This window comes from Nocardia sp. NPDC050710 (assembly GCF_040654375.1).
In the GTDB taxonomy this organism is placed as follows: domain Bacteria; phylum Actinomycetota; class Actinomycetes; order Mycobacteriales; family Mycobacteriaceae; genus Nocardia.
Genome location: NZ_JBFAHV010000013.1, coordinates 40,266 through 60,487, shown reverse-complemented (window position 1 = coordinate 60,487; position 20,222 = coordinate 40,266). Strand labels below are relative to the sequence as shown.

Genomic DNA, 20,222 nt, shown 5'->3' with positions numbered 1-20,222 from the left:
AGCGGATCATCTGGGTCCGTCGCTGTCACCAACACGCGAACATGCCCGCGTTCCAGGCGATTTCGTCACTTCGGCTCGGTGTGCCATTGCCTGCCACGGATTATCCACCTTCGGTGACGACCGCCTCGAGGTGCCACTCGAGCACGTGAGGTGCTGCGGTGCGCGTGCCGAGCTTGCGTCCGTAGCCGTTGATCGCTTCCATGCTTCAGTGAACATTCGCCACTACTCCGACCAGGCGGCCGAGCTGGAACATCTGATGGTCGCTGTGCCCGGGAGGATATGAAATGGCCACGCCATTGTTCGTGGGACTGTCCACGTTGGATATCGCGTACTCCGTCGACACCTACCCCCACGAGGACACCAAAACCCAAGCGCGAGACCAATTTCTCGGCGCCGGCGGGCCGGCTGCCAATGCCGCGGTCGCTTGTGCGATCTTGTCCGGCGAATCACCTCTGTTCATCACCGCGCTGGGGCGCCACCGCCTCGCCGATATCGTGCGCCGCGACCTCGACGACCACAACGTCCGCGTGGTCGACACAACCCCCGACCGCGCCGATGAACCGCCGGTCTCCTCCATTGTCGTCGCCCGGCAGTCGCAATCGCGGACCATCGTCTCCCTCGATGGTTCGCGCATCACTGCCGTCTTCGACGCCGCACTGGATGTCCATGTGCACGGCAGAGCGAACCTGCTGATCGACGGCCACTACCCCGACCTCGCACTCGGGATCGTCGACAGTGCGCGCCGCGCCGGAGTCCCGGTGGTGCTCGATGCGGGCAGGTGGAAGCCGGTGCATGACCAGTTACTCCCGCTCGTGGATATCGTGATCTGCTCCGAGGCATTCAGGCCGCCGGGATTCGCCGGCGATGACGTCCAACTGCTCGACTACATCCGCGCCCGAGGTCCCGAGCACGCCGCAATCACCCGGGGCCCCGATCCGGTCCTCTACTCCACCGGCAGTCGTTCCGGCAGCATCGCCGTTGCCGCCGTCGACGCGATCGACACACTGGGAGCCGGTGACATTCTGCATGGGGCCTTCTGCCACTACCACGCGATCGGCCACGGCTTTATCGGTTCCCTCGAGCGAGCATCGGCGGTCGCGACCCTCTCGTGCCGCTCCTTCGGCACCCGTCGGTGGCGCGATGCCATCAGCGACTTGGTGAAATGACGTAATGGCTGTTGTCGGCGCGAAGCAGCAGATCGGCGCGGTCGCGCGTTCGGGCGATCAGCCGGGCGTTCTGCAAGTCGCTGTCAGTGACCTTACGGCGAGCCTGCTCGAGGGATTTACCTTTGGCCAGGTGGCGATCGAGCAGCCGCGGCTCGATCACCGCGGTGCCCGCGTCCAGGTACCACACGTCGTCGAGGTGAGTCGCGACTTCGCCCCAACCCGGTTCGTTCAGGAGCAAGTAGTTTCCCTCGACTATCGCCACGGTGTGGCTGGTAAACGTGATGGCGCCGGGTACCGGATCGTGCAGCGTGCGTTCGTAGGCAGGCCAGGAGACCGGTTCGCCCACCGGTGTGCTCCGCAGTTGCTTCAGCGCAGTCAGAAAGCCCTCGATGTCGAAGGTGTCCGGCTCGCCCTTGCGATCGGTTGCGCCCTCGGCGCGTAGCACTTCGTTGGTCAGGTGGAACCCGTCCATCGGCGCTATCTCGGCGGTGCTCGGAGCGACCGCGTTGATGGCGTTGCTGAGCGCTACCGACAGTGTCGATTTGCCAGCGGCGGGAGGGCCGGTGATCCCGACAACGTAGCGGCGATCCACACCGCGTTGCTGCACCGCTGCCATAACCCGGCCGGCCAGGTTGTTCAGCGAAACCTCGCCATCGTCCATCGGTACAACCTTTGCCTGGTAGCAGATCGCCAACCGCCACGTTTCGACAAATGTACTCAGAGCCCTTGCAGCGCTTCGTGGCCATCCCGCCGCAACGCTGGTTGCCGGCCCGCCCGGGTCTGGGTGATCTTCACCCGGACGCCGAACTGACCGGAATGCGGATGGGCACGGTCTCGGCGTTGATGATCGCGGCGCAGTTACCACCCGGGACCCGGGCCAGGGTCGGGTGAACTGGACGGCCGGGTCGGTGGGGATGGCGGTGGTGTGGTCAGGATGCGGGTGGGCTCAGGGTGAGAGTGCCTGTATGCGTGTCGAGTTCGGCGGTCGTACCCAGGGGTGCCGCGTGTGGATCGGGTCCATGGCCGAGTTCGAGTCCGCCGAGGATCGGAAGGTCGAGTGAGCCGAGCCGGTCTTGGAGGACATCGATGAGGTGCCAGCCGCGGTCGGTGTAGTCCTCGAAGCCCGGGAATCGGCCCAATGCGATTCCGCGTAGGCCCTGGAGCGCTCCGGATCAGCTGGGTCAGTTGCCGGTCGATTTGCCCCAAACCGATTTGACGTTCGGCCTCGATCAGCAGGATCGCCCCGTCCAGGCTGGGCAGGCCGGCGCCGACCATACCGGCCAGCGCGCCGAGCGATCCGCCGATCAGGAATCCGCGGGCGTGGCCCGCGACCTCGACCGCGGTCGAGGTCAATTGCGGGTTGCGGTGCAGCGCCGGCGCCACCACGGGTGGTGATCACCGCCCTGACCGTGGGGTCGGCGTAGGCGGCGTTGAGGTCGGCGAGCCGGTCTTCGTCGCGTCCGGCCGTGTAGCCACGCCGATCCAGGACGTGCTCACCCACTTCGACTTCAAAACCCCAGTCCTGCAAGATCTTTGTGTAGTCATCGATCGCTGCGGGGTCGGGGTAGCTGGCTGGTGATACCAGTCGGACGTGGTCACCTGCTCGTAGCCGTGGCCACGATGACGTCGTCAGCTCGTTGGATCGAGTCATGCCCAAACCCCCTCGGTTGCGGATCCGGGCGCAACTGTAGTGGTGGGCACTGTGATCGGCGACAGGTGGTTATCGATTGCTGCGGCGTGGATCCGCTGTCCACTGCACGGTCTTAATCTAGGCATTGACAAGATTGGTGGGTGCGTGGGAAGTTTGCCGCGCGGCACCGACCGGTGCGGCGGCAACGACATGTTGAAGGGCTCAATCCCATGCCGACTCTTCCCTGGATTACGGTGAACTCCGGAACGGACTCCCAGGCGCAGGTGATGGCCTCGCGGTTGGAGGTGACGTCGCTGCGCCATGTGCCGGGGTTCCTGATGGCGTCGCTGACATTGTGGCGGCAGGCTCGTCGGTCACCCGGCGTGCTCGGGGTTTCCCTGAAGGCGGAACTGCTGAAACGGACGTTCTGGACGTTGTCGGCGTGGACCGACAAGGACGCCATCTCCGGGTACGCGTCCTCCGACCCGCATCGGACGACAGTGGGAATCAAGCGCGCGGTGATGCGGGAGTCGACATTCGTCTTCTGGGAGGTTCCCGCCGACAGCCTCCCGATCACGTGGGCGGAAGCGCAGCGCCGCCTCGATGAGGAGCGCCGGTCCCGCGAAACCGGCGCGGAATAGCCGGAATCGGCGCTGCCGCTACTTATTTCGGGCTCTCGATTCGACGCCGGGTGCATCTACCGCCACAGTTATAAGTGCATAGAGGCCGACGATAGGTCGGGCAGGCGTGCACGAGAGGGCTGCAGATGTTCACCCGGATCGCAATTGTCAATCGCGGCGAGGCCGCCCGCAGACTCATCCACACGGCCCGGGAGTTGGGTGTCGAAACCGTCGCGCTCTACACCGACGGCGAACGTCATGCCACCTTCGTCCGGGAAGCCGACCTGCGGTATTGCCTGGGACCGGCGAGTGCGCGCCCATACCTGAATCTGCCCTTACTGGAACGCGCCTTACATGAGACCGGTGCGGACGCCGCCTGGGTCGGCTGGGGATTCGTGGCCGAGGATCCGGCATTCGCCGAGCTGTGTGCGCGCGTCGGTGTCACCTTCATCGGGCCGAGCGCCGAAGCGATGCGCAGACTCGGCGACAAGATCGGCGCGAAGCTGCTGGCCGAGCAGGCGGGTGTACCGGTTGCGCCGTGGAGCGGCGGGTCGGTCGAAACGCTCGACGCGGCAATCGAATCCGCGCAGCGTATCGGCTACCCGCTGATGTTGAAGGCGACCGCGGGCGGTGGTGGACGCGGGATCCGAATCGTCACCTCGGAGGCCGATCTGCGCGAGGCCTACCAGCGCACGAGCGAGGAGGCCGAGCGGGCCTTCGGCAGCGGTGTGGTGTTCCTGGAACGTCTGGTGACGGGTGCGCGGCATGTCGAGGTGCAGGTGATCGCCGATGGGCGGGGCGGCGCCTGGGCGCTGGGTGTGCGCGATTGCTCGGTCCAGCGGCGCAACCAGAAGATCATCGAGGAGTCGGCCTCACCGGTGCTCACCGCGGAGCAGACGCTGGAGCTGAAGGAATCCGCGCGGCGGCTGGCACTGTCCGTCGGCTATTGCGGTGCCTGCACCGTCGAATTCCTGTATCACCCGGGGGAACGGTTCTTCGCGTTCCTGGAGGTGAATACCCGGCTACAGGTCGAACATCCCATCACCGAGGCCACCACCGGCGTCGATTTGGTAGAAGCCCAGCTGCAGGTGGCGGCCGGAATTCCGCTGAGCGGGCCGGTGCCGGCCGAACGTGGGCACGCGGTGGAGGCCAGGCTGAACGCCGAGGATCCGGACCGTGATTTCGCCCCGTCACCCGGCCGAATTTCCTTGCTGCGATTGCCGACCGGGCCGGGCATCCGAGTGGACACCGGTGTCGGCGAGGGTGACGAGATCCCCGCGGACTTCGATTCCATGATCGCCAAAATCATTGCCTACGGCCGCGACCGGACCGAGGCACTGCGGCGCCTGCGCCGGGCACTGGCCGATACAACGGTGGTGATCGAGGGCGGCGCCACCAATAAGAGTTTCCTGCTGGCGCTGCTCGGCACGCCCGAAGTGATCGACGGTACCGCCGACACTCGATGGGTGGACCGCGTGGCGGCCGCCGGTGAGCTGACCGCGCAGCGCCACCTCGGCGTGGCCCTGGCGGCGGCGGCGATCGATGGCTACGAGGACACCGAGCACGGCGCGCGCGAGCGGCTCTGGGAGAGTGGACGCGGGCGGCGTCCGCATGTACAGCACGAGGTCGGCCGGGCAGCCGAACTGCGAGTCGGCGAGCGCGGATACCGGGTCACGGTGGCCAAGAACGGATTCGGCCGCTTCTGGGTCGTGATCGAGGACGGCATTGCGGATCGGGTCGAATTCGACGCGGCGGTCGAGCGGATCGACGCGCACCTGGCCGTGCTCACCGTGGCCGGTCGGCGCTATCGCTCGGTGTCGGCGACTCACGGCACGGTCCACTTGGTCGAGATCGACGGCGTCGCGTATCGGGTGAGCCGGGACGAAGGTGGCGTGCTGCGCGCGCCCGCGCCCGCGCTGGTGGTCGCGACCCCGGTCGAGGTCGGCGGCGAAGTGCACAGCGGTGCACCGGTTCTGGTGCTGGAGAGCATGAAGTTGGAAACCGTGCTGCCCGCGCCCTGCGATGGCCGGCTCCGGGAACTGCTGGTCGCCGTCGGCAGTCAAGTCGCGGCGGGTGAGCTCTTGGCGCGGGTGGAACCGGCGGGCGGCGCCGCCGGTTCGGCGCCGTCCAGGCCGGTCGATCTGATGATCCCGCTGCCTGAGCAGCCGCCGAGCCCGGCGGATCGGGGGCGCCGTGCGCTCGCGGATCTACGAGCCGAACTGCTCGGCTTCGACGCGGCAGCCCCCGACGCTTGGGCCCGCTACCTGCTGGATCGCGACGCGCTGGCGGCCGCGGACGGTGAGTGGCTCGCCGGTGAGGTCGAGCTGGCCGAAATCTTCGCGGATATCGTGGAATTGGCGTCCCCCGAGGCATCGGGCCGTGGCGCCGACAGCCCGCGCGAACAACTTCATATCTATTTGCAGAGCCTCGATGCCGAGCGGGGTGCGATACCGGTCGAGTTCCGCACCGGGCTCGGCCGCGCACTGGCCCACTACGGGGTCGCCGGCCTGGACCGGACCCCCGAACTCGAAGCCGCCGTCTTCCGAATCTTCCTGGGCACCAGTCGGATTCACTCAGGTGTCACGATAGTGACCGAACTGCTGAAGCTGTGGATCGGTGCGAACCCGCCGCAGGCGGCACACCACCCGCACACCCGCGAGATCATGGACCGGGTGATCCGGATGTCACGCTCGCGGTTCCCCGCGGTCGCCGACCTGGCCCGCAGCGTCGCCTTCGCGTGGTTCATGCGTCCGGCGACCGATGCCGCCCGAACCGCGATGCTGGCCGGGGTGTCGGAGGAATTGGCCGCCCTCGCGGCGGCGCCGGATTCGCCGGAGCGGGCACGTCGGATCGCCGCGCTGGTCGACATTCCGGAACCGATGTACGAGTTCCTCGCCGAGCGTCTGCTCGCCGGCCCGGACGGCCGATTCGAACCGCGCGAGCCCATGTTGGAGGTGCTTGCCCGCTGGCATTACGGCGAACAGCACCTGCACACACTGCGCGCCTTCGATATCGCGGGCCGTCCGTTCGTGGTCTGTGACTATCGGCTGGAACTGCATCCGGCCCATGCGGTGCCGACGACCGCCGTCGCGACCGTAGGCGCCTTCGCGGAACTGCCGGAATACGCCGATCAGCCGGACACCGCGCTGGTGGCGGCATTGCGCGCCGAACTGCTCGCGGTCCCGGTCGGTCAGGTGGCCGTGGCCGACCTGCACCTGGTCTGGCCGGACGCACCCGCCTCACCCGATGAACGCGCCGAGGCGCTGTGCCGCGGTTTGATCGCTGCCCGACTGTCCGAACAGGCGCGACGGATCGTGGTGGCCGTGGCCGGACCGGTCGTGGAGTTCTACACCTTCCGGCGGGCCGAATCGGAGCTGGTCGAGGATCGGCTGGTACGCGGGGTCCACCCGCTGGTCGGGAGGCGGCTGTCGCTGTGGCGGCTGCGGAACTTCCGCCTGTCGCGGATCCACACTCCCGAACCGATTCTGCTGTATCACTGCGTGGCCAAGGACAATCCGGACGACCAGCGGCTGGTGGCGCTGGCCCAGGTGCGCCGCTTCGAGTTGACCCGCGACGAGCAGGGGGTGATCGCGGCGGTCGGTGATGTCGACACGGTGCTCTCGGCATGCGTCGAAGGAATCGGGCGGGCTCGCCACGATCTGGACCCGGCGGGGGCCTGGCTGGATATGAACCATATCTGGCTGGATATTCGGCCGGGTATCGAAGTCGACCTGGCGGAGTTCGCGGCCTGGCAGCGTTCCGTCGCACCGGAGTTCACCGAGGCCGGCGTGCAGGAAGTGCTGGTCCAGGCGCGCCTTGCCACCCGGGAGGGGACTTTCCGGGAAGCGATCACCCGGTTGCGCTACGAGCCCGGTTCCAGCGCGCAGGTGACTATCGACGGACCTCCGCAGGTCGCGCTCGAACCGCTCGACGACTACGACCAGAAGGTGGTACGGGCGCGGCGGCGCGGCACCGTATACCCGTACGAGCTGATCCCGCTGCTCACCGGCACGGTCGGCACCTTCACCGAATACGATCTCGACTCCGATTCGGCCTCGGCCCGGCTCGTCCCGGTGGACCGGCCGCGCGGGCGCAATACCGCGGGCATCGTGGTAGGCGTGGCGTCGACGCCGACCTCGCTGCACCCGGAGGGCGTATGCCGGGTCACCCTCTTCGGAGACCCCACCAAGGCACTCGGCGCGGTATCGGAGGCCGAATGCGCCCGGATCATCGCGGCGCTGGATCTCGCGCAGCGGCTGGGGGTTCCGGTGGAATGGTTCGCGCTCTCGGCGGGTGCGCGGATCTCGCTGGACTCCGGCACCGAGAATATGGATTGGGTGGCCCGCGCGCTGCGCCGCATTGTCACGTTCACCCAGGACGGCGGCGAGATCAATGTGGTGGTCGCCGGTATCAATGTGGGCGCGCAGCCGTACTGGAACGCCGAGGCCACCATGTTGATGCACACCAAGGGCATCCTGGTGATGGTCCCGGACGGCGCGATGGTGCTGACCGGCAAGCAGTCGCTGGACTTCTCCGGCGGGGTGTCGGCCGAGGACAACTTGGGCATCGGCGGCTATGCGCGGGTGATGGGCCCCAACGGGCAGGCGCAGTACTGGGCCGCGAACTTGGCGCAGGCCCGCGACGTGCTGTTGGCACACTACGCGCACAGCTACCTCGATCCGGGGGAGTCGGCGCCGCGCCGGGCCGCCAGCACCGACCCGGTGAGCCGCGACATCACCGTTTTCCCGCATCCGGGTTCGGAGTTCCGTACCGTCGGTGAAATCTTCTCCGCCACCGCCAATCCCGACCGTAAGAAGCCCTTCGACATCCGCGCCGTGTTGCGCGCGGTCACCGATCAGGACCATCAGCTGCTGGAGCGGTGGGCCGATATGGCCGACGCGGATACCGCGGTGGTCGCCGACGCCCGGATCGGTGGCTGGCCGGTCTGTCTGATCGGGATCGAATCGAAGCCCGTCGTCCGACACGGTTTTCCGCCCGCGGACGGCCCGGACACCTACACCGCGGGCACACTGTTCCCGCGTTCGTCGAAGAAGGTGGCGCGGGCGATCAACGTGGCCAGCGGCAATCGGCCCTTGGTGGTGCTTGCCAATCTGTCCGGATTCGACGGATCGCCGGAGTCCATGCGCACGCTGCAGTTGGAGTACGGCGCCGAGATCGGCCGGGCGGTGGTGAACTTCGACGGCAAGATCGTCTTCTGCGTGATTTCCCGCTACCACGGCGGCGCCTTCGTGGTCTTCTCCAAGGCACTGAATCCGAATATGACGGTGCTCGCGGTCGAGGGATCCTTCGCCTCGGTGATCGGCGGGGCTCCGGCCGCGGCGGTGGTGTTCGCGCGCACGGTGGACGCGCGCACCGTTGCCGACGTCCGCGTCCGCGACCTGGAACATCGACTGGCTCGCGCCGATGTGTCCGAACAGCCCAAGCTGGCCGCCGAGTTGGTGGACCAGCGCACGGCGGTGCGCGCCGAGCATCTGGCCGCGCTGGCTGCCGAATTCGACGCGGTGCACAGCATCGAGCGGGCGGTGCGAGTCGGGTCGGTGGATTCCGTGGTCGCCGCGAGTGAGCTGCGCTTTCGGATCGCGACCGCGATCGACGACTGGATGCGGGACACGCGTTTCTCGCCGGAGTCGGAATGAGTTCGGGCGTAACCAGTTTCAGTGGAGGTAGCGGTCGTGGTAGCCGCCCATAAACTGGTCGGTCGATCTAATTGAAATTTGGGATATTCCCCTCATTTGAAACGGTTGCAGGCATTTTGCGGTATGGAAGTCCGGCAATATTGGGGCGCCTACTCTTCGAGTGGCCGAGTTAACAGAACCGTATAAGAATGGTCACGACTTAGATGGTGTTGCGCCGTGGTCGAGTCGGTCCCGGATGTGACACTGCGTTCACTTCTGATGGTTCGGTGAAACCTATCAGTTGACCGACAGCAGGACGACCGGGTGCGCGGCACACAGTGTGGTGCCGCTGCGCGCCGCGGTCAGGGGGACGGGCTTGTGCGCCCGTCGACTGGAGATCGACACGATGACAATAGAGGTGGGGCAGCCCCCCGCGGCGGTCGCGGACCTGCGCGCGCGACAGCAGCTGATTCTCGACCGCTACCGCGCGGAACTGGCGGCGATCGACAGCGCGCTGGTCGCCGACGACGTCACCTGGCAGGAATGTTCGATCCAGGCCGAGCGCATCATCGCCGACTGTGCCGACGCGCTCGCCTCCGGTCGTGTCGGCATCGTGGCCCGACATCTGCACGCCATTGCCGATATGGCCCAGCGGCGCGGTGACCGCGGCATACGGCCGGATGCCTCGGTGCGCGCGGCCCGGGTGCTCTCCGAGCTTGTGCTCACCGAGATGGCCGAAATCGTTTCCCCACTACAGGATTCGACGCGGCGCCTGGGGATCGCCGCGATCACGCTGAACCGTGCGATCTACGCGCGGCTGGAGGCCGGGGCCAAGGGCTACGACTCGTTCCTGCTCAACCAGGTGCGTATGGTCAACGACGCCGAGCGGCGGACGCTGGCCCGCGATATCCACGACCGACTCGGCAACAGCATCAGCTTGGCGATGCGACGGCTGGAACTATGCGCCACGTCGCTGCCCCCGGGAGATCCGACCATCCCGGACGCCATCGCGGCGTTGACCGATACGCTGCAGGAACTTTCGTCCATCACCACCGGCCTGCGCACCGACGAGGGGACCGGCAGTCTGCGCGGTGCGCTGACGGCATTCGTCGGTGCGATGCGACTGACCAGACCAACGGTCGGGATTCATGTCAACGGGGTGGAGTCCTGGGTCGACTCGGCGGTGCTCGATGAAATCTTCCTGATCCTGCGGGAAGGAATGCGCAATGCCTTCGCGCACGCGTCGGCCGGGCAGGTGGTGGTCACGGTCGACATCGCGCCGCACGAGGTCTGGGCGACGGTGGCGGACGACGGTATCGGGTTCGACACGAAGGCCGACCGTCGCACGAACGGTTTGGATTCCATGCGTGAACGCGCCGAACTACTTTCCGGCGCGGTGACCGTGGCCTCGCGCAAGCACGGAGGCACCACGGTCGGGGTGTGGATTCCGGTGCTGGCGGCCTGTGTATGACGGAGGGAAGTATTTCGGTGCTGGTCGTCGACGACCACACCATGTTGCGCAGCGCGCTCTGCGCCATGCTGCGGATGGAGCCAGATATCGATGTGGTGGCCGACGCAGCCGGCGGATCGGTCGGCGTCGGCTACGCCGCCCGGTTCAACCCGGATGTGGTCATCCTCGACGTCGAGATTCCGGGCGATGAAGTGGCGGTGACGCTGGGGCTGCTACGCGAGGTCAGCCCCGGGTCGCGGGTGCTGATCGTGAGTATGTACGAGGATATGGCGCTGATCAAGGAGTTGGTCGGCCTCGGCATCGCGGGCTATCTGCACAAGAGTGCCAGCCGCGACACTTTGCTCTCGACGATTCGCAAAGTCGGCGCGCGGACGGACGAAACTCCCGGGGTGGTCATCTACGTATCCTGGCAGGAGGAGCGTTCCGCCCGCGAGCGGTTCGGCGAGGAGCGGCCGACGGAATTCGGGCTGACCATGCGCGAACTGGAGGTACTCAACGGGGTGGCCGCGGCCCTCAGTAATCGGCAGATCGCCGCCGCACTCGGGATCACCGAGGGCACCGTGAAACGGCACTTGCGCAACATATTCGAGAAGCTGGGGGCGGTGTCGCGGCTGGACGCGGTCAATCGCGCGCTATCCGCCAATCTGATCAATGCCCGGCCCACGCAGTTCGGGCCCGACTGAGCGCCGGTCAGACCCCGCTCAACCCCATCGCGGCGTTGGCGGCGAGCTGGGTGGCCATGAAGGCGTGGTAGGGACGACGACTGAGCCTGCGGGGATGATGGTGGCGCGTGGTGAGGGTGAGGTAACCAACCGCCGCCGCGCCGGGAAGCAGGCAGGCGCAGATCGGGACGAGTCCGGGAATCTGTTGTGCGGCAACCAATATGCCGAGTGCGATGAGGGTCGCGAGCGCGGCGACCAAGCGGCGCAGCGGCCACTCGGCCAGCAGTGCGATGAGGGTACGGGGGCGCGCGATGCGGTCACCGTCCACATCGGAGAAATCCTTGGTCACCGCGCCGACGCATCCCATCCACAATGACATCGCGACCGCGAAGGCGACCAGCGTCGGCGTCGGCCGCGCACCGACCGCCACGACGCCGGCCGCGTAGGTGAGTAGGCCACCGGCAACAACCACCGAGGTCGAACCGAGCCAGCCGCGGCGGAGTTGGAACGGTGGCGCCGAGTAGGCGTAGCCCAGAGTGAGGAATGCGCACACCAGCAACGCCGGGATCGGACCCGCCAGCGCGCCCAGCACCACGGCACCGACCGCGGCGCCGACCGCGATCGGCAGCGCCTGAGCGGGCGCGAGTTCGCCGCGCGAGATCGGGCGTCCCACGCCGTTGATGCGGTCGTTCGCGCCGTCGGCAATGCCGTTGGCGAGATAGATGCAGACTGTCGCGAAAAGCCAGGACAGCAGCGCGCAGGCATAACTTCGGATGGAGAATTCCCGCTGCCCGATACCGTATTCCGCGGCGATTGCGGATGCGGCCAGGAAACGCAGCACGAACATCAGCTGAACCGTGGGGCGAGCTTCCAGGAAACACATTCGGAGCCTGCGGTAGGCCGACATCGTTTCCGTTGCTGCGCGTGCCGGGTATGCCTGTGGCGTTGCGGCGGTGGCCATGGACAAACGCTAACGCGAGTGCCTGGGCGCGGTCCATACTTATCTTTCGATAAATACGGCGAATCGGTCGCCGATCGTTCGGGTCGAATTAACGAGGAGTTGGGTGAGGGTTCCGATGTCACTGAAAGTAGCCGGATAACTCCAGGTAGCGGCCGTGCATACCTCTTTGGATACATGTCCCTATGTTCCCAAAGTGTCTCTTGGGGTGCTGGTAACGAACAGATATCGTCGGTCTCGATCCCGGTCGGAGTTGCCCTGGGATCAAATTCCTGAAATTTGGCGAGAAATTGGGGGCAGTATGTCCGCAGTGGCCGTGATCGGTGGTGGAATCGCCGGTCTATCCGCCGCCTACCACCTGCGTGGACGGGCCGAAGTGACCCTGTTCGAAAAGGAAGCGAACGCCGGTGGTCACGCCAACTCGATCGAAGTGCACGATAATGGGCGGACCCTCGGACTGGACACCGCTTTTATTGTCTACAACGAGTCGCACTATCAGCGGTTGACGCAATTCTTCGCCGATCTGGGGGTGGCGACGCAATCGCATCCAGGCACCTTCAGCTTCTACCACGCCGACACCGGGCTCGGCTTCGTCTCGGAGGACTTCGTCCTGGCCGAGAACGAGATCCGCGCGAAGTACGGACCGGAGTTCGTGCCGATGTGGGCCGAGGCGGAGCGGTTCTACCGGGAATCGCCCAAGCATTTCATCCGTAAGCAGGCCGAGATGCCGATGGGTGAATATCTGGATGCCAACGGCTACAGCCAGGACTTCCGCTACGGATTCATCGTGCTGATCGCTACCGCCGCCTGGTCGGTGCCGGCCGATCGCATCTGGGAAATGCCGGCAGCCACCATTATCGCGTTCTTTCTCGGGCACGGCAGGGAGGGCCTCGGCGGGCGCACCGCCCCGTGGAATACGGTCACCGGCGGCAGCATCAACTATGTGCGCGCGACGCTGGAGCACCTGCGTGCGGCCGGGCAGCAGATCCGGCTCGGCGCCGCGGTCGATCGGGTCGACGAGGACGACACCGGGGTCACCGTCTACACCGCCGAGGGCCCCCGACGCTTCGACCAGGTGATCATCGCCGCGCATGCCGATGACGCGCTGGCCATGCTGACCGCGCCAACGTCATCGCAGCGCATGCTGGAAGCCCTGTCCTACAACGACACTCGCGCCACCCTGCATACCGACCCGGTCTGCATGTCCGGGGATCGTTCGATCTGGCGCAGTTGGAACTACGTGCGCGCGGGCGGCCCGGCCGATATGACGTCCTGGGTCGTCTATTACCTCAACGAGCTGCAGTGCTTCACCAGCGAGACCGATTACTTCCTCACACTGGACTGCGGCGTCGACATCGATCCGGACCGAGTGATCCGCGAACTGGCTTACCGCCACCCGATTTTCACCTACGAGGCCCGCCAACTGCGACCGGTGCTGCACACCATCAATGAGGGCGGATCCCGGGTCAAGTTCGCCGGCTCGTATTTCCATTCGCGAAAAATGGGCATCGATATCGTCGGGAACCACGAATCCGGATTCGATTCCGGTGCCGCCGCGGCCGACGCGGTGGTGCGCAGTCTGTCCGCCGCACCGGCACATTGAGTTCTCCCTCATCAGAACAATTCGCTGTTACCGCATCAGGAGTGTGTTTCCCATGACCGAGCAGGCCGTCACCGTATCGCTTTCCGTCGAGGAAGTGGAGAACTGGCTGCGGGAGAAGATCGCCTACAAGCTGTCCGTCGAGCCGGTCGAGGTGTCGGTGGACGACTTCTTCGACAGCTTCGGCCTCGATTCCACCGAGGCGCTCGTGCTGGCCGGCGAGCTGGAGACCTGGCTGGGCTTCGAGCTGGAGACCACCGCGCTCTGGTACCACCCGACCATTGCCGAGCTGGCCGAGTACATCGTCGCCGAGAAGGACCGTCTCGCGGCCTGAGCGTCGCGAATCATTCACCGCCGCAGCGTTTTACGCCGTCGAGGAGCAGTGCTCATGCAATCACAGACAACGCTTTCGCCTACGCCGGGTGCCCGGCTCGGCGATACGCCCATCGCGATCGTCGGTCTCGGCGCGCTGTTTCCGCGTTCGGCGGATCTGACCGAATACTGGTCGAATATCGTCGCGGCCGCGGACTGCATCGAGGATGTACCCGAAACCCATTGGAAGATCGAGGATTACTACGATCCCGACCCCAGCGCGCCGGATAAGACCTACGCCAGGCGCGGTGGCTTCCTGCCCACCGTCGACTTCAATCCGATGGAGTTCGGCCTACCGCCGAACATCCTCGAGGTCACCGACGTCTTGCAGCTGCTGAGTCTGGTGGTGGCCAAGCAGACTCTCGCGGATGCGGGCGCGCCGGATTCGTCCTGGTACGACCCGAGTCGCACCGGTGTCATTCTGGGTATCACCGGCGCCAACTCACTGACTCAGCCGCTGGCTACTCGCCTGCAAACCCCGGTGCTCAAGGAAGTGGTGCGCAGCTGCGGCCTGAGCGATCAGGATGCCGAGGAGATCGCGGCCAAATTCGTCAAGGCCTTCGCGCCCTGGGAGGAGAACTCCTTCCCGGGCATGCTCGGCAATGTGGTGTCGGGGCGCATCGCCAACCGGTTCGATCTGGGTGGCACCAACTGCACTATCGATGCCGCCTGCGCCAGTTCGCTGGCGGCGGTGCATATGGCGGCCGCCGAACTGGTGTCCGGCCGGGCCGATCTGATGATCAGCGGCGGTTGCGACGCCGAGAACACCATCCTGATGTACCTGTGTTTCAGCAAGACGCCCGCACTGTCCAAGAGCGGGGTCATCCGCCCGTTCGACGAGAATTCCGACGGCACCATGATCGGCGAGGGTATGGGCATGCTGGCGCTCAAGCGCCTGGCCGACGCCGAGCGCGATGGTGACCGGATCTACGCGGTGCTACGCGGCATCGGCACCTCCAGCGACGGGCGGTTCAAGAGCATCTACGCCCCGCGCAAGGAGGGCCAGCAGCTGGCATTGCGCCGGGCCTATGCGGATGCCGGATTCGGGCCCGAGCAGATCGGGCTGCTGGAATGCCACGGCACCGGCACCGCGGTCGGTGACTACACGGAATTGTCCGCGCTGCGTGAGGTTTTCGCCGAGGTCAGTGCCGAGAAGCAGTTCTGCGCCGTGGGCAGCGTCAAATCGCAGATCGGACATACCAAGGCGGCGGCGGGCGCGGCGGGCCTGATCAAGCTGTCGTTGGCGCTGCACCAGAAGGTGCTGCCGCCGACCATCAATGTGGCCCAGCCCAAGGAGTCGGTGGACTTCCCGAACTCGCCGTTCTACGTGAACTCGGCTACCCGGCCATGGGTGCTGGAGCCGGGTCGGGAGAAGCGGCGCGCGGCCAGTTCATCCTTCGGCTTCGGCGGCACGAACTTCCACTGCGTGCTGGAGGAATACGATCCGTCCGGCGCGGATGCCCGGGCGTTGCACCGGGATTACCGAGTGCACGCGTGGCACGCCGCGACGCCGGCGGAATTGCTCGCCGCGGTCGGAGAGCTGCCCCGAGGTGTCGAGCTGGACACGGCGATCCCTGAGGCGCACGCGCGTCTCGCGGTGGTCGCACAGTCCGATGACGAGCTGAAGACATTGCGAGACAAGGCCGTCGAACAGCTGCGGGCCCAGCAGTCGGTGGACTCGTTCGAGGTGCCTGGCGGTGCGTACTACCGGCGCGCGGCGGCGGTGCCGGGCAAGATCGCCGCGCTGTTCGCCGGGCAGGGTAGTCAGTACGTCGGCATGGGCGCGCAGACCGCAGTGGCGGTGCCGCCGGTCCGCGCCGCCTTCGATGCCGCGAGTAAGCACTCCGATCCCGCCGATCCGCTGAGCCGGGTCATCTTCCCACCGCCCGCATTCACCCCGGAGGACGCCGCGGCCCAGGAAGAAGCGTTGCGCCGCACCGATTTCGCGCAGCCCGCCATCGGCGCGCTGGCCGCCGGACAGTACCGCTTCCTGGACGAACTCGGCTTCGTTCCCGACGGCGCACTCGGCCACAGCTTCGGTGAGCTCACCGCACTGTGGGCGGCCGGCGCCTTCGATGACGACACGTTCCACCGGTTGGCCCGGGCTCGCGGTACCGCCATGGCCACGCTGCCCGAGGGCGCGGCCGATCGCGGCACCATGGCGGCGCTGCGCTGCGGCCCGGAGGCCCTGACCGAATTGCTGGCGGCGCACCCCGATGTGGTGGTGTGCAATCTCAATGCGCCGGAACAGACCGTGGTCGGCGGCGGTACCCAGGCGGTGCGGGAATTCGCCGCCGCCGCGGGGGCGCGGGGCCTGCACGCCCAGCTGCTGCCGGTCGCCGCAGCCTTCCACACCTCGTATGTGGCGCACGCGGTGGACGCGTTCCGGGCGGCCGTCGCCGACGAGTCGATCGGTAAGCCCGCCCTCGAGGTATTCGCGGACGCCGCGGGCGCCGAATACGGCGCGGATCTGGCGGCGAACCGGAATGTGCTGGTGGAGCAGCTGTCCCGGCCCGTCGGATTCGCGCCGCGAATCCTGGAGATGTACGACGCGGGTTACCGGGTGTTCATCGAATTCGGTCCCAAGTCGGTGCTGTCCGGCCTGGTGCGCAAGATCCTGGCCGAGATGCCGGACGCGGTGGTACTCGCCGCAGACGCGGGCGCCGACGGCGACCGCGCGCTCAAGCAGCTCGCGGCGCGGCTCGCGGTGCTGGGACTGCCGTTGACCGGCCTGAACCGGTACAGCGCCGAGGAATCCGAAGTAGTCGAAAGCAAAGGAATGAGGATCCCCTTGAACGGCATCAACTATGTCTCGGAGGAGCGGCGCAGTTCCTACCGCGACGCCCTCGAGAACGGATATCGCGTACCGCAGCCGACCCCGGCCCCCGCCGCCCCCGCCAGCGGGAACGGCAACGGCAATGTCGCGCCGCTGCCCGCCGCCGCACCGCCCGCGCTCGCGACCCCCGGCAGCCAGGGCGACCTGGCCGGTGATCACCTGGCGCTGCACCGGGAATACCTGAGCAGCCAGCTGCGGGTGGCCGAAAGGCTCAGCGGCATCCTGGAATACGACTCGAGGCAGGGCACGCTGGACGACCGCACCGTCGCCGGACTGGCCTCGGTCAGCGACCACAGCGTCGCCATCGGACAGGCGCACAGTCACGCCAGTGAGGTGCTGCTGGGCTTCGCGTACCTGGAGGCGGGCCAGAGCATCGAGGCTCCGGCCGTCCGTCGCCCGATCGAGCGACTGTCCCGGCCCGAGCCGGGGACGCAGGCCGAACTGATGGCGGCCCCCACCTACGCTCCGGTGTCGGCTCCGGCCTACGCCCCCGCGCCGGCTCCGGCCTACGCCCCCGCGCCGGCTCCGGCGCCCGCCCCGGTTGCCCAGCCGATCGCCGACGCGCCGCAGCCCGTCGCGGAACCGATTGTCGCGCAGTCGGCTCCGGTCGCCGAACCGGTGGTCAGCGCCCCGGCCACGACCCCGGTCATCGGCGACGCCACCGAGGTGGTGCAGGACGCCCTGCTGTCGATCGTGTCCGAGAAGACCGGCTACCCGGCCGACATGCTGGACGTCTCCATGGATGTCGAGGCCGATCTGGGCATCGACTCGATCAAGCGGGTCGAGATCATGGGCGCACTGCAGGAGCGCTTCCCCGACAGCCCGCAGGCGGGTCCGGAACAGATGGGCGAACTGCGCACACTGGGCGGGATCATCGCCTTCATCAGCGTCGCGATCGGCGGCTCGGCCGCGGTGAACGCGGCGGAGGTGATTCACCCAAAAGCTGATGGCGCGTCCCGCATCTCGCGGATGCAGGCGCGCCTTTCCGAGCTGCCTGCGGTCGCTCCGCTCGTCGGAGCCTACGCATCCGAGCCCGTCGCACTGATCGCCGGTGGCGGCAGCGCGTTGGCCGAACCGCTCGCCGCCGCACTCGCGGCGGCGGGCTGGTCGGTCGTCACCGGTGCCGACCTCGGCCCGGACGACCGGCTGGACCTGGTCGTATTCCTCGCCCCGGACGCGCCCGCTCGGTGGTCGAGTTCCATTGTGGCGCTGGAAGATGCGCTGGAACTGGCGCATACGACCCAGCACGCGCTGGAACAGGCGGCCGTGCGGCGCCGCGCGGCCTTCCTCACCGTCAGTCGTATCGACGGCCTGCTCGGCTTGTCCGGTACGGCTGACGCGGCGGGATTGCTGGGCGGACTGCCCGGTCTGATCAAAACCCTTACCATCGAGGCGCCTTCGCTGTTCTGCCGGGCGCTGGACCTGAGTCCGGACCTGTCCGTCGAGCAGGTGGTGGCCCGGGTGCTCGATGAACTCGCCGATGCCGATACCGGCACCGCCGAGGTGGGCATCACCGCCGACGGCACCCGTCGCACGCTGCGCGCGTCCACCGAGGACGGCGCCGATCCGCTGCTGCCGCAGGGCGATACGGTGCCCGAACCGACCGCCACTGATCTTCTGGTGGTGACCGGCGGCGGCCGCGGCGTCACGGCGGCGTGCGCGATCGGACTGGCCGAACAGTACGGTTGCGGACTGTTGTTGCTCGGTCGCAGCCCGCTCGAACCCGAACCCGGCTGGGCCACTGGTCTTTCCGAGGCGGAACTGAAGGGCGCCATCGTTGCCGACCTGCGCGGGGGCGGTGGTAAGCCGACCCCGCGCGAGGTCGAACGGATATTCCGTGGACTGGTCGCCGGCCGCGAGATCCGTGCCACCCTGGCCGCGATTCGCGCCACCGACGCCACCGCGGAATACCTCCCGGTCGACATCACCGATGCGGCGGCGACCGCCGCGGTGCTCGCTCCGTACCGGGGCCGGATCACCGGTCTGGTGCACGGCGCGGGGGTGCTCGCCGATAAGGCGATCACCGATCAACGCCGCGCGGATGTCGCCCCGGTGCTGGCCACCAAGCTCACCGGTCTGGCGTCCACCCTGGCCGCCCTCGATACCGAGCGGCTGCGGCATGTGGTGCTGTTCTCCTCGATCGCCGGATTCTTCGGCAATCGCGGCCAGTCCAGCTACGCCAGCGCCAACGAAGCGCTCAATCGGGTGGCCGCCACCTTGCGGCGGCGGTTGCCCCGGAGCCGGGTCACCTCGGTGAACTGGGGTGCTTGGGCGGGCGGCATGGTGACACCGGAATTGGAGCGGATGTTCACCGAGCGCGGGGTCACGCTGATCCCGCTGCGCACCGGCGTCGAGTTCTTCACCGAACAGTTCAGCACCGCACGGTCCGTCGATGTGGTGTGTGTGGTCGGGCCGAACGCGCCACTGTCGGCCGCGCCACCGCGGACGCGGTCGGCCGAGCCCGCGGTGGTGCGGCGCGACTTCACCGGGGCGGCACAGGATCCGGTGCTGGCCGACCATGCGGTGGGCGGGGTGCCGGTGCTGCCCGCGACCGCCGCGATCGGCACAATCCTCGGTACCGCACAGCGGATCACCGGGCAGATCGTGCGGCGTCTGAGCGGATTCTCGGTGCTGAAGGGCGTCGTCCTCGACGAGGGCGCGCCGACGGAACTGCGGCTCACCTACACCCCGGGCAGCGCGGCGACCGCGGTGCTGGTGACCGACCCCGATGGCAGGCCACGGTTCCGGGCGAGTGTGCTCGATGGTGACCCGGCGCCGCAGACACTGGCCGGGCTGCCGGATATGGCGGCGGCACAGCCGGTTTCCGTCTACGCCGACGGCACGCTCTTCCACGGCCCCGCGCTGCGTGGGATCACCCGCGCGGTGCAGGACTCGGACGGGCGTCTGGTGCTGACCTGCCGACTGGCCGACCGCCCGCTGCTCGGCGGTGCGTTCGCGGCGGAGGACTACAGCCCGGTGCTCGCCGATCTGCTGTTGCAGGCCGCGCTGGTCCAGGTGCACCGCACCACGGGCCGCAACAGTCTGCCGACCGCGGTCGGCGCGATCGAGGTGCATGACGCGGTGCCGAGCGATGCGGAGTTCCGCATCGTGGTGGATCCGCTGATCAGCCGTGGCGCCACGGCCACCGGCACGGTCACCGCGGTGAGCGCGACCGGCCGGGTGCTGCTGCGCTTCGATGCCGTCGATCTCGTGATCAGCGAGGCACTCGGCGCGAAATTCACGACGGACCACACGGATCGGACAGCGTGAG

Annotated in this window: 12 protein-coding genes and 2 pseudogenes; 10 read left to right on the top strand and 4 right to left on the bottom strand. The window is 67.4% G+C overall.

What is annotated here, in order from left to right; translation table 11 throughout:
• Nucleotides 1–284: 284 nt before the first annotated feature.
• A complete protein-coding gene (locus AB0H61_RS22100) occupies nt 285–1,166 on the top strand; it encodes a PfkB family carbohydrate kinase (RefSeq protein ID WP_357307376.1) in 882 nt (293 codons plus the stop codon).
• On the opposite strand, the gene AB0H61_RS22095 is transcribed toward AB0H61_RS22100, so the two are convergent.
• Complete coding sequence (locus AB0H61_RS22095; RefSeq protein ID WP_357307374.1) at nt 1,147–1,827, bottom strand: nucleoside/nucleotide kinase family protein; 681 nt, start codon at nt 1,825–1,827, stop codon at nt 1,147–1,149. The two genes, AB0H61_RS22100 and AB0H61_RS22095, sit on opposite strands and share 20 nt — an antisense overlap.
• 50 nt (nt 1,828–1,877) lie before the next feature.
• On the opposite strand from AB0H61_RS22095, the gene AB0H61_RS22090 reads away from it, so the two are divergent.
• Nucleotides 1,878–2,057: a hypothetical protein gene (locus AB0H61_RS22090; RefSeq protein ID WP_357307372.1), complete on the top strand. Its 180-nt coding sequence runs from the start codon at nt 1,878–1,880 to the stop codon at nt 2,055–2,057.
• Nucleotides 2,058–2,095: 38 nt separating this feature from the next.
• Here the strand turns inward: AB0H61_RS22090 and AB0H61_RS22085 are convergent.
• Nucleotides 2,096–2,441, bottom strand: a pseudogene (locus AB0H61_RS22085) (hypothetical protein).
• Between AB0H61_RS22085 and AB0H61_RS22080 the strand changes: the two are divergent.
• Entirely contained in the window at nt 2,352–2,561 is a 210-nt protein-coding gene (locus AB0H61_RS22080; RefSeq protein ID WP_357307562.1) for a hypothetical protein, read from the top strand. The pseudogene AB0H61_RS22085 and the gene AB0H61_RS22080 sit on opposite strands and share 90 nt — an antisense overlap.
• A gap of 31 nt (nt 2,562–2,592) precedes the next feature.
• On the opposite strand, the pseudogene AB0H61_RS22075 reads toward AB0H61_RS22080, so the two are convergent.
• A pseudogene (locus AB0H61_RS22075) lies at nt 2,593–2,817 on the bottom strand (LD-carboxypeptidase); the annotation flags it as partial.
• A 209-nt stretch (nt 2,818–3,026) separates the two neighbouring features.
• On the opposite strand from AB0H61_RS22075, the gene AB0H61_RS22070 reads away from it, so the two are divergent.
• From AB0H61_RS22070 to AB0H61_RS22055, 4 genes are all read left to right on the top strand, one after another.
• The gene (locus AB0H61_RS22070) at nt 3,027–3,437 is read left to right on the top strand and encodes a DUF3291 domain-containing protein (RefSeq protein WP_357307370.1); all 411 of its coding nucleotides are present in this window, start codon (nt 3,027–3,029) and stop codon (nt 3,435–3,437) included.
• 125 nt (nt 3,438–3,562) lie between these two features.
• The gene (locus tag AB0H61_RS22065) at nt 3,563–9,073 is read left to right on the top strand and encodes a carboxyl transferase domain-containing protein (RefSeq protein WP_357307368.1); all 5,511 of its coding nucleotides are present in this window, start codon (nt 3,563–3,565) and stop codon (nt 9,071–9,073) included.
• 385 nt (nt 9,074–9,458) lie between these two features.
• Nucleotides 9,459–10,523 (top strand): ATP-binding protein, encoded by a 1,065-nt coding sequence (locus tag AB0H61_RS22060; RefSeq protein ID WP_357307366.1) that lies wholly within the window; start codon nt 9,459–9,461, stop codon nt 10,521–10,523.
• A complete protein-coding gene (locus tag AB0H61_RS22055; protein ID WP_357307364.1) occupies nt 10,520–11,206 on the top strand; it encodes a response regulator transcription factor in 687 nt (228 codons plus the stop codon). The genes AB0H61_RS22060 and AB0H61_RS22055 overlap by 4 nt, the downstream gene beginning before the upstream one ends.
• A 7-nt stretch (nt 11,207–11,213) precedes the next feature.
• On the opposite strand, the gene AB0H61_RS22050 is transcribed toward AB0H61_RS22055, so the two are convergent.
• A complete protein-coding gene (locus tag AB0H61_RS22050; RefSeq protein WP_357307362.1) occupies nt 11,214–12,146 on the bottom strand; it encodes a UbiA family prenyltransferase in 933 nt (310 codons plus the stop codon).
• 298 nt (nt 12,147–12,444) lie between these two features.
• Between AB0H61_RS22050 and AB0H61_RS22045 the strand changes: the two genes are divergently transcribed.
• The 3 genes from AB0H61_RS22045 to AB0H61_RS22035 are packed head-to-tail and all read left to right on the top strand — an operon-like array spanning nt 12,445 to nt 20,221.
• On the top strand, nt 12,445–13,746 hold the full coding sequence (locus AB0H61_RS22045) for an FAD-dependent oxidoreductase (RefSeq protein WP_357307360.1): 1,302 nt from the start codon (nt 12,445–12,447) through the stop codon (nt 13,744–13,746).
• Nucleotides 13,747–13,798: 52 nt separating this feature from the next.
• Entirely contained in the window at nt 13,799–14,077 is a 279-nt protein-coding gene (locus AB0H61_RS22040; RefSeq protein ID WP_357307358.1) for an acyl carrier protein, read from the top strand.
• 54 nt (nt 14,078–14,131) lie between these two features.
• Nucleotides 14,132–20,221 (top strand): SDR family NAD(P)-dependent oxidoreductase, encoded by a 6,090-nt coding sequence (locus tag AB0H61_RS22035; protein ID WP_357307356.1) that lies wholly within the window; start codon nt 14,132–14,134, stop codon nt 20,219–20,221.
• The last annotated feature ends 1 nt before the right edge of the window (nt 20,222 follow it).

Excerpts from the sequence above, each read along its gene's own strand:
- AB0H61_RS22050 (WP_357307362.1), bottom strand. The coding sequence starts at position 12,146 with ATGGCCACCGCCGCAACGCCACAGGCATACCCGGCACGCGCAGCAACG.
- AB0H61_RS22095 (WP_357307374.1), bottom strand. The coding sequence starts at position 1,827 with ATGGACGATGGCGAGGTTTCGCTGAACAACCTGGCCGGCCGGGTTATG.
- AB0H61_RS22045 (WP_357307360.1), top strand. The coding sequence starts at position 12,445 with ATGTCCGCAGTGGCCGTGATCGGTGGTGGAATCGCCGGTCTATCCGCC.
- AB0H61_RS22035 (WP_357307356.1), top strand. The coding sequence starts at position 14,132 with ATGCAATCACAGACAACGCTTTCGCCTACGCCGGGTGCCCGGCTCGGC.
- AB0H61_RS22040 (WP_357307358.1), top strand. The coding sequence starts at position 13,799 with ATGACCGAGCAGGCCGTCACCGTATCGCTTTCCGTCGAGGAAGTGGAG.
- AB0H61_RS22070 (WP_357307370.1), top strand. The coding sequence starts at position 3,027 with ATGCCGACTCTTCCCTGGATTACGGTGAACTCCGGAACGGACTCCCAG.
- AB0H61_RS22065 (WP_357307368.1), top strand. The coding sequence starts at position 3,563 with ATGTTCACCCGGATCGCAATTGTCAATCGCGGCGAGGCCGCCCGCAGA.
- AB0H61_RS22060 (WP_357307366.1), top strand. The coding sequence starts at position 9,459 with ATGACAATAGAGGTGGGGCAGCCCCCCGCGGCGGTCGCGGACCTGCGC.
- AB0H61_RS22090 (WP_357307372.1), top strand. The coding sequence starts at position 1,878 with ATGTACTCAGAGCCCTTGCAGCGCTTCGTGGCCATCCCGCCGCAACGC.
- AB0H61_RS22100 (WP_357307376.1), top strand. The coding sequence starts at position 285 with ATGGCCACGCCATTGTTCGTGGGACTGTCCACGTTGGATATCGCGTAC.
- AB0H61_RS22055 (WP_357307364.1), top strand. The coding sequence starts at position 10,520 with ATGACGGAGGGAAGTATTTCGGTGCTGGTCGTCGACGACCACACCATG.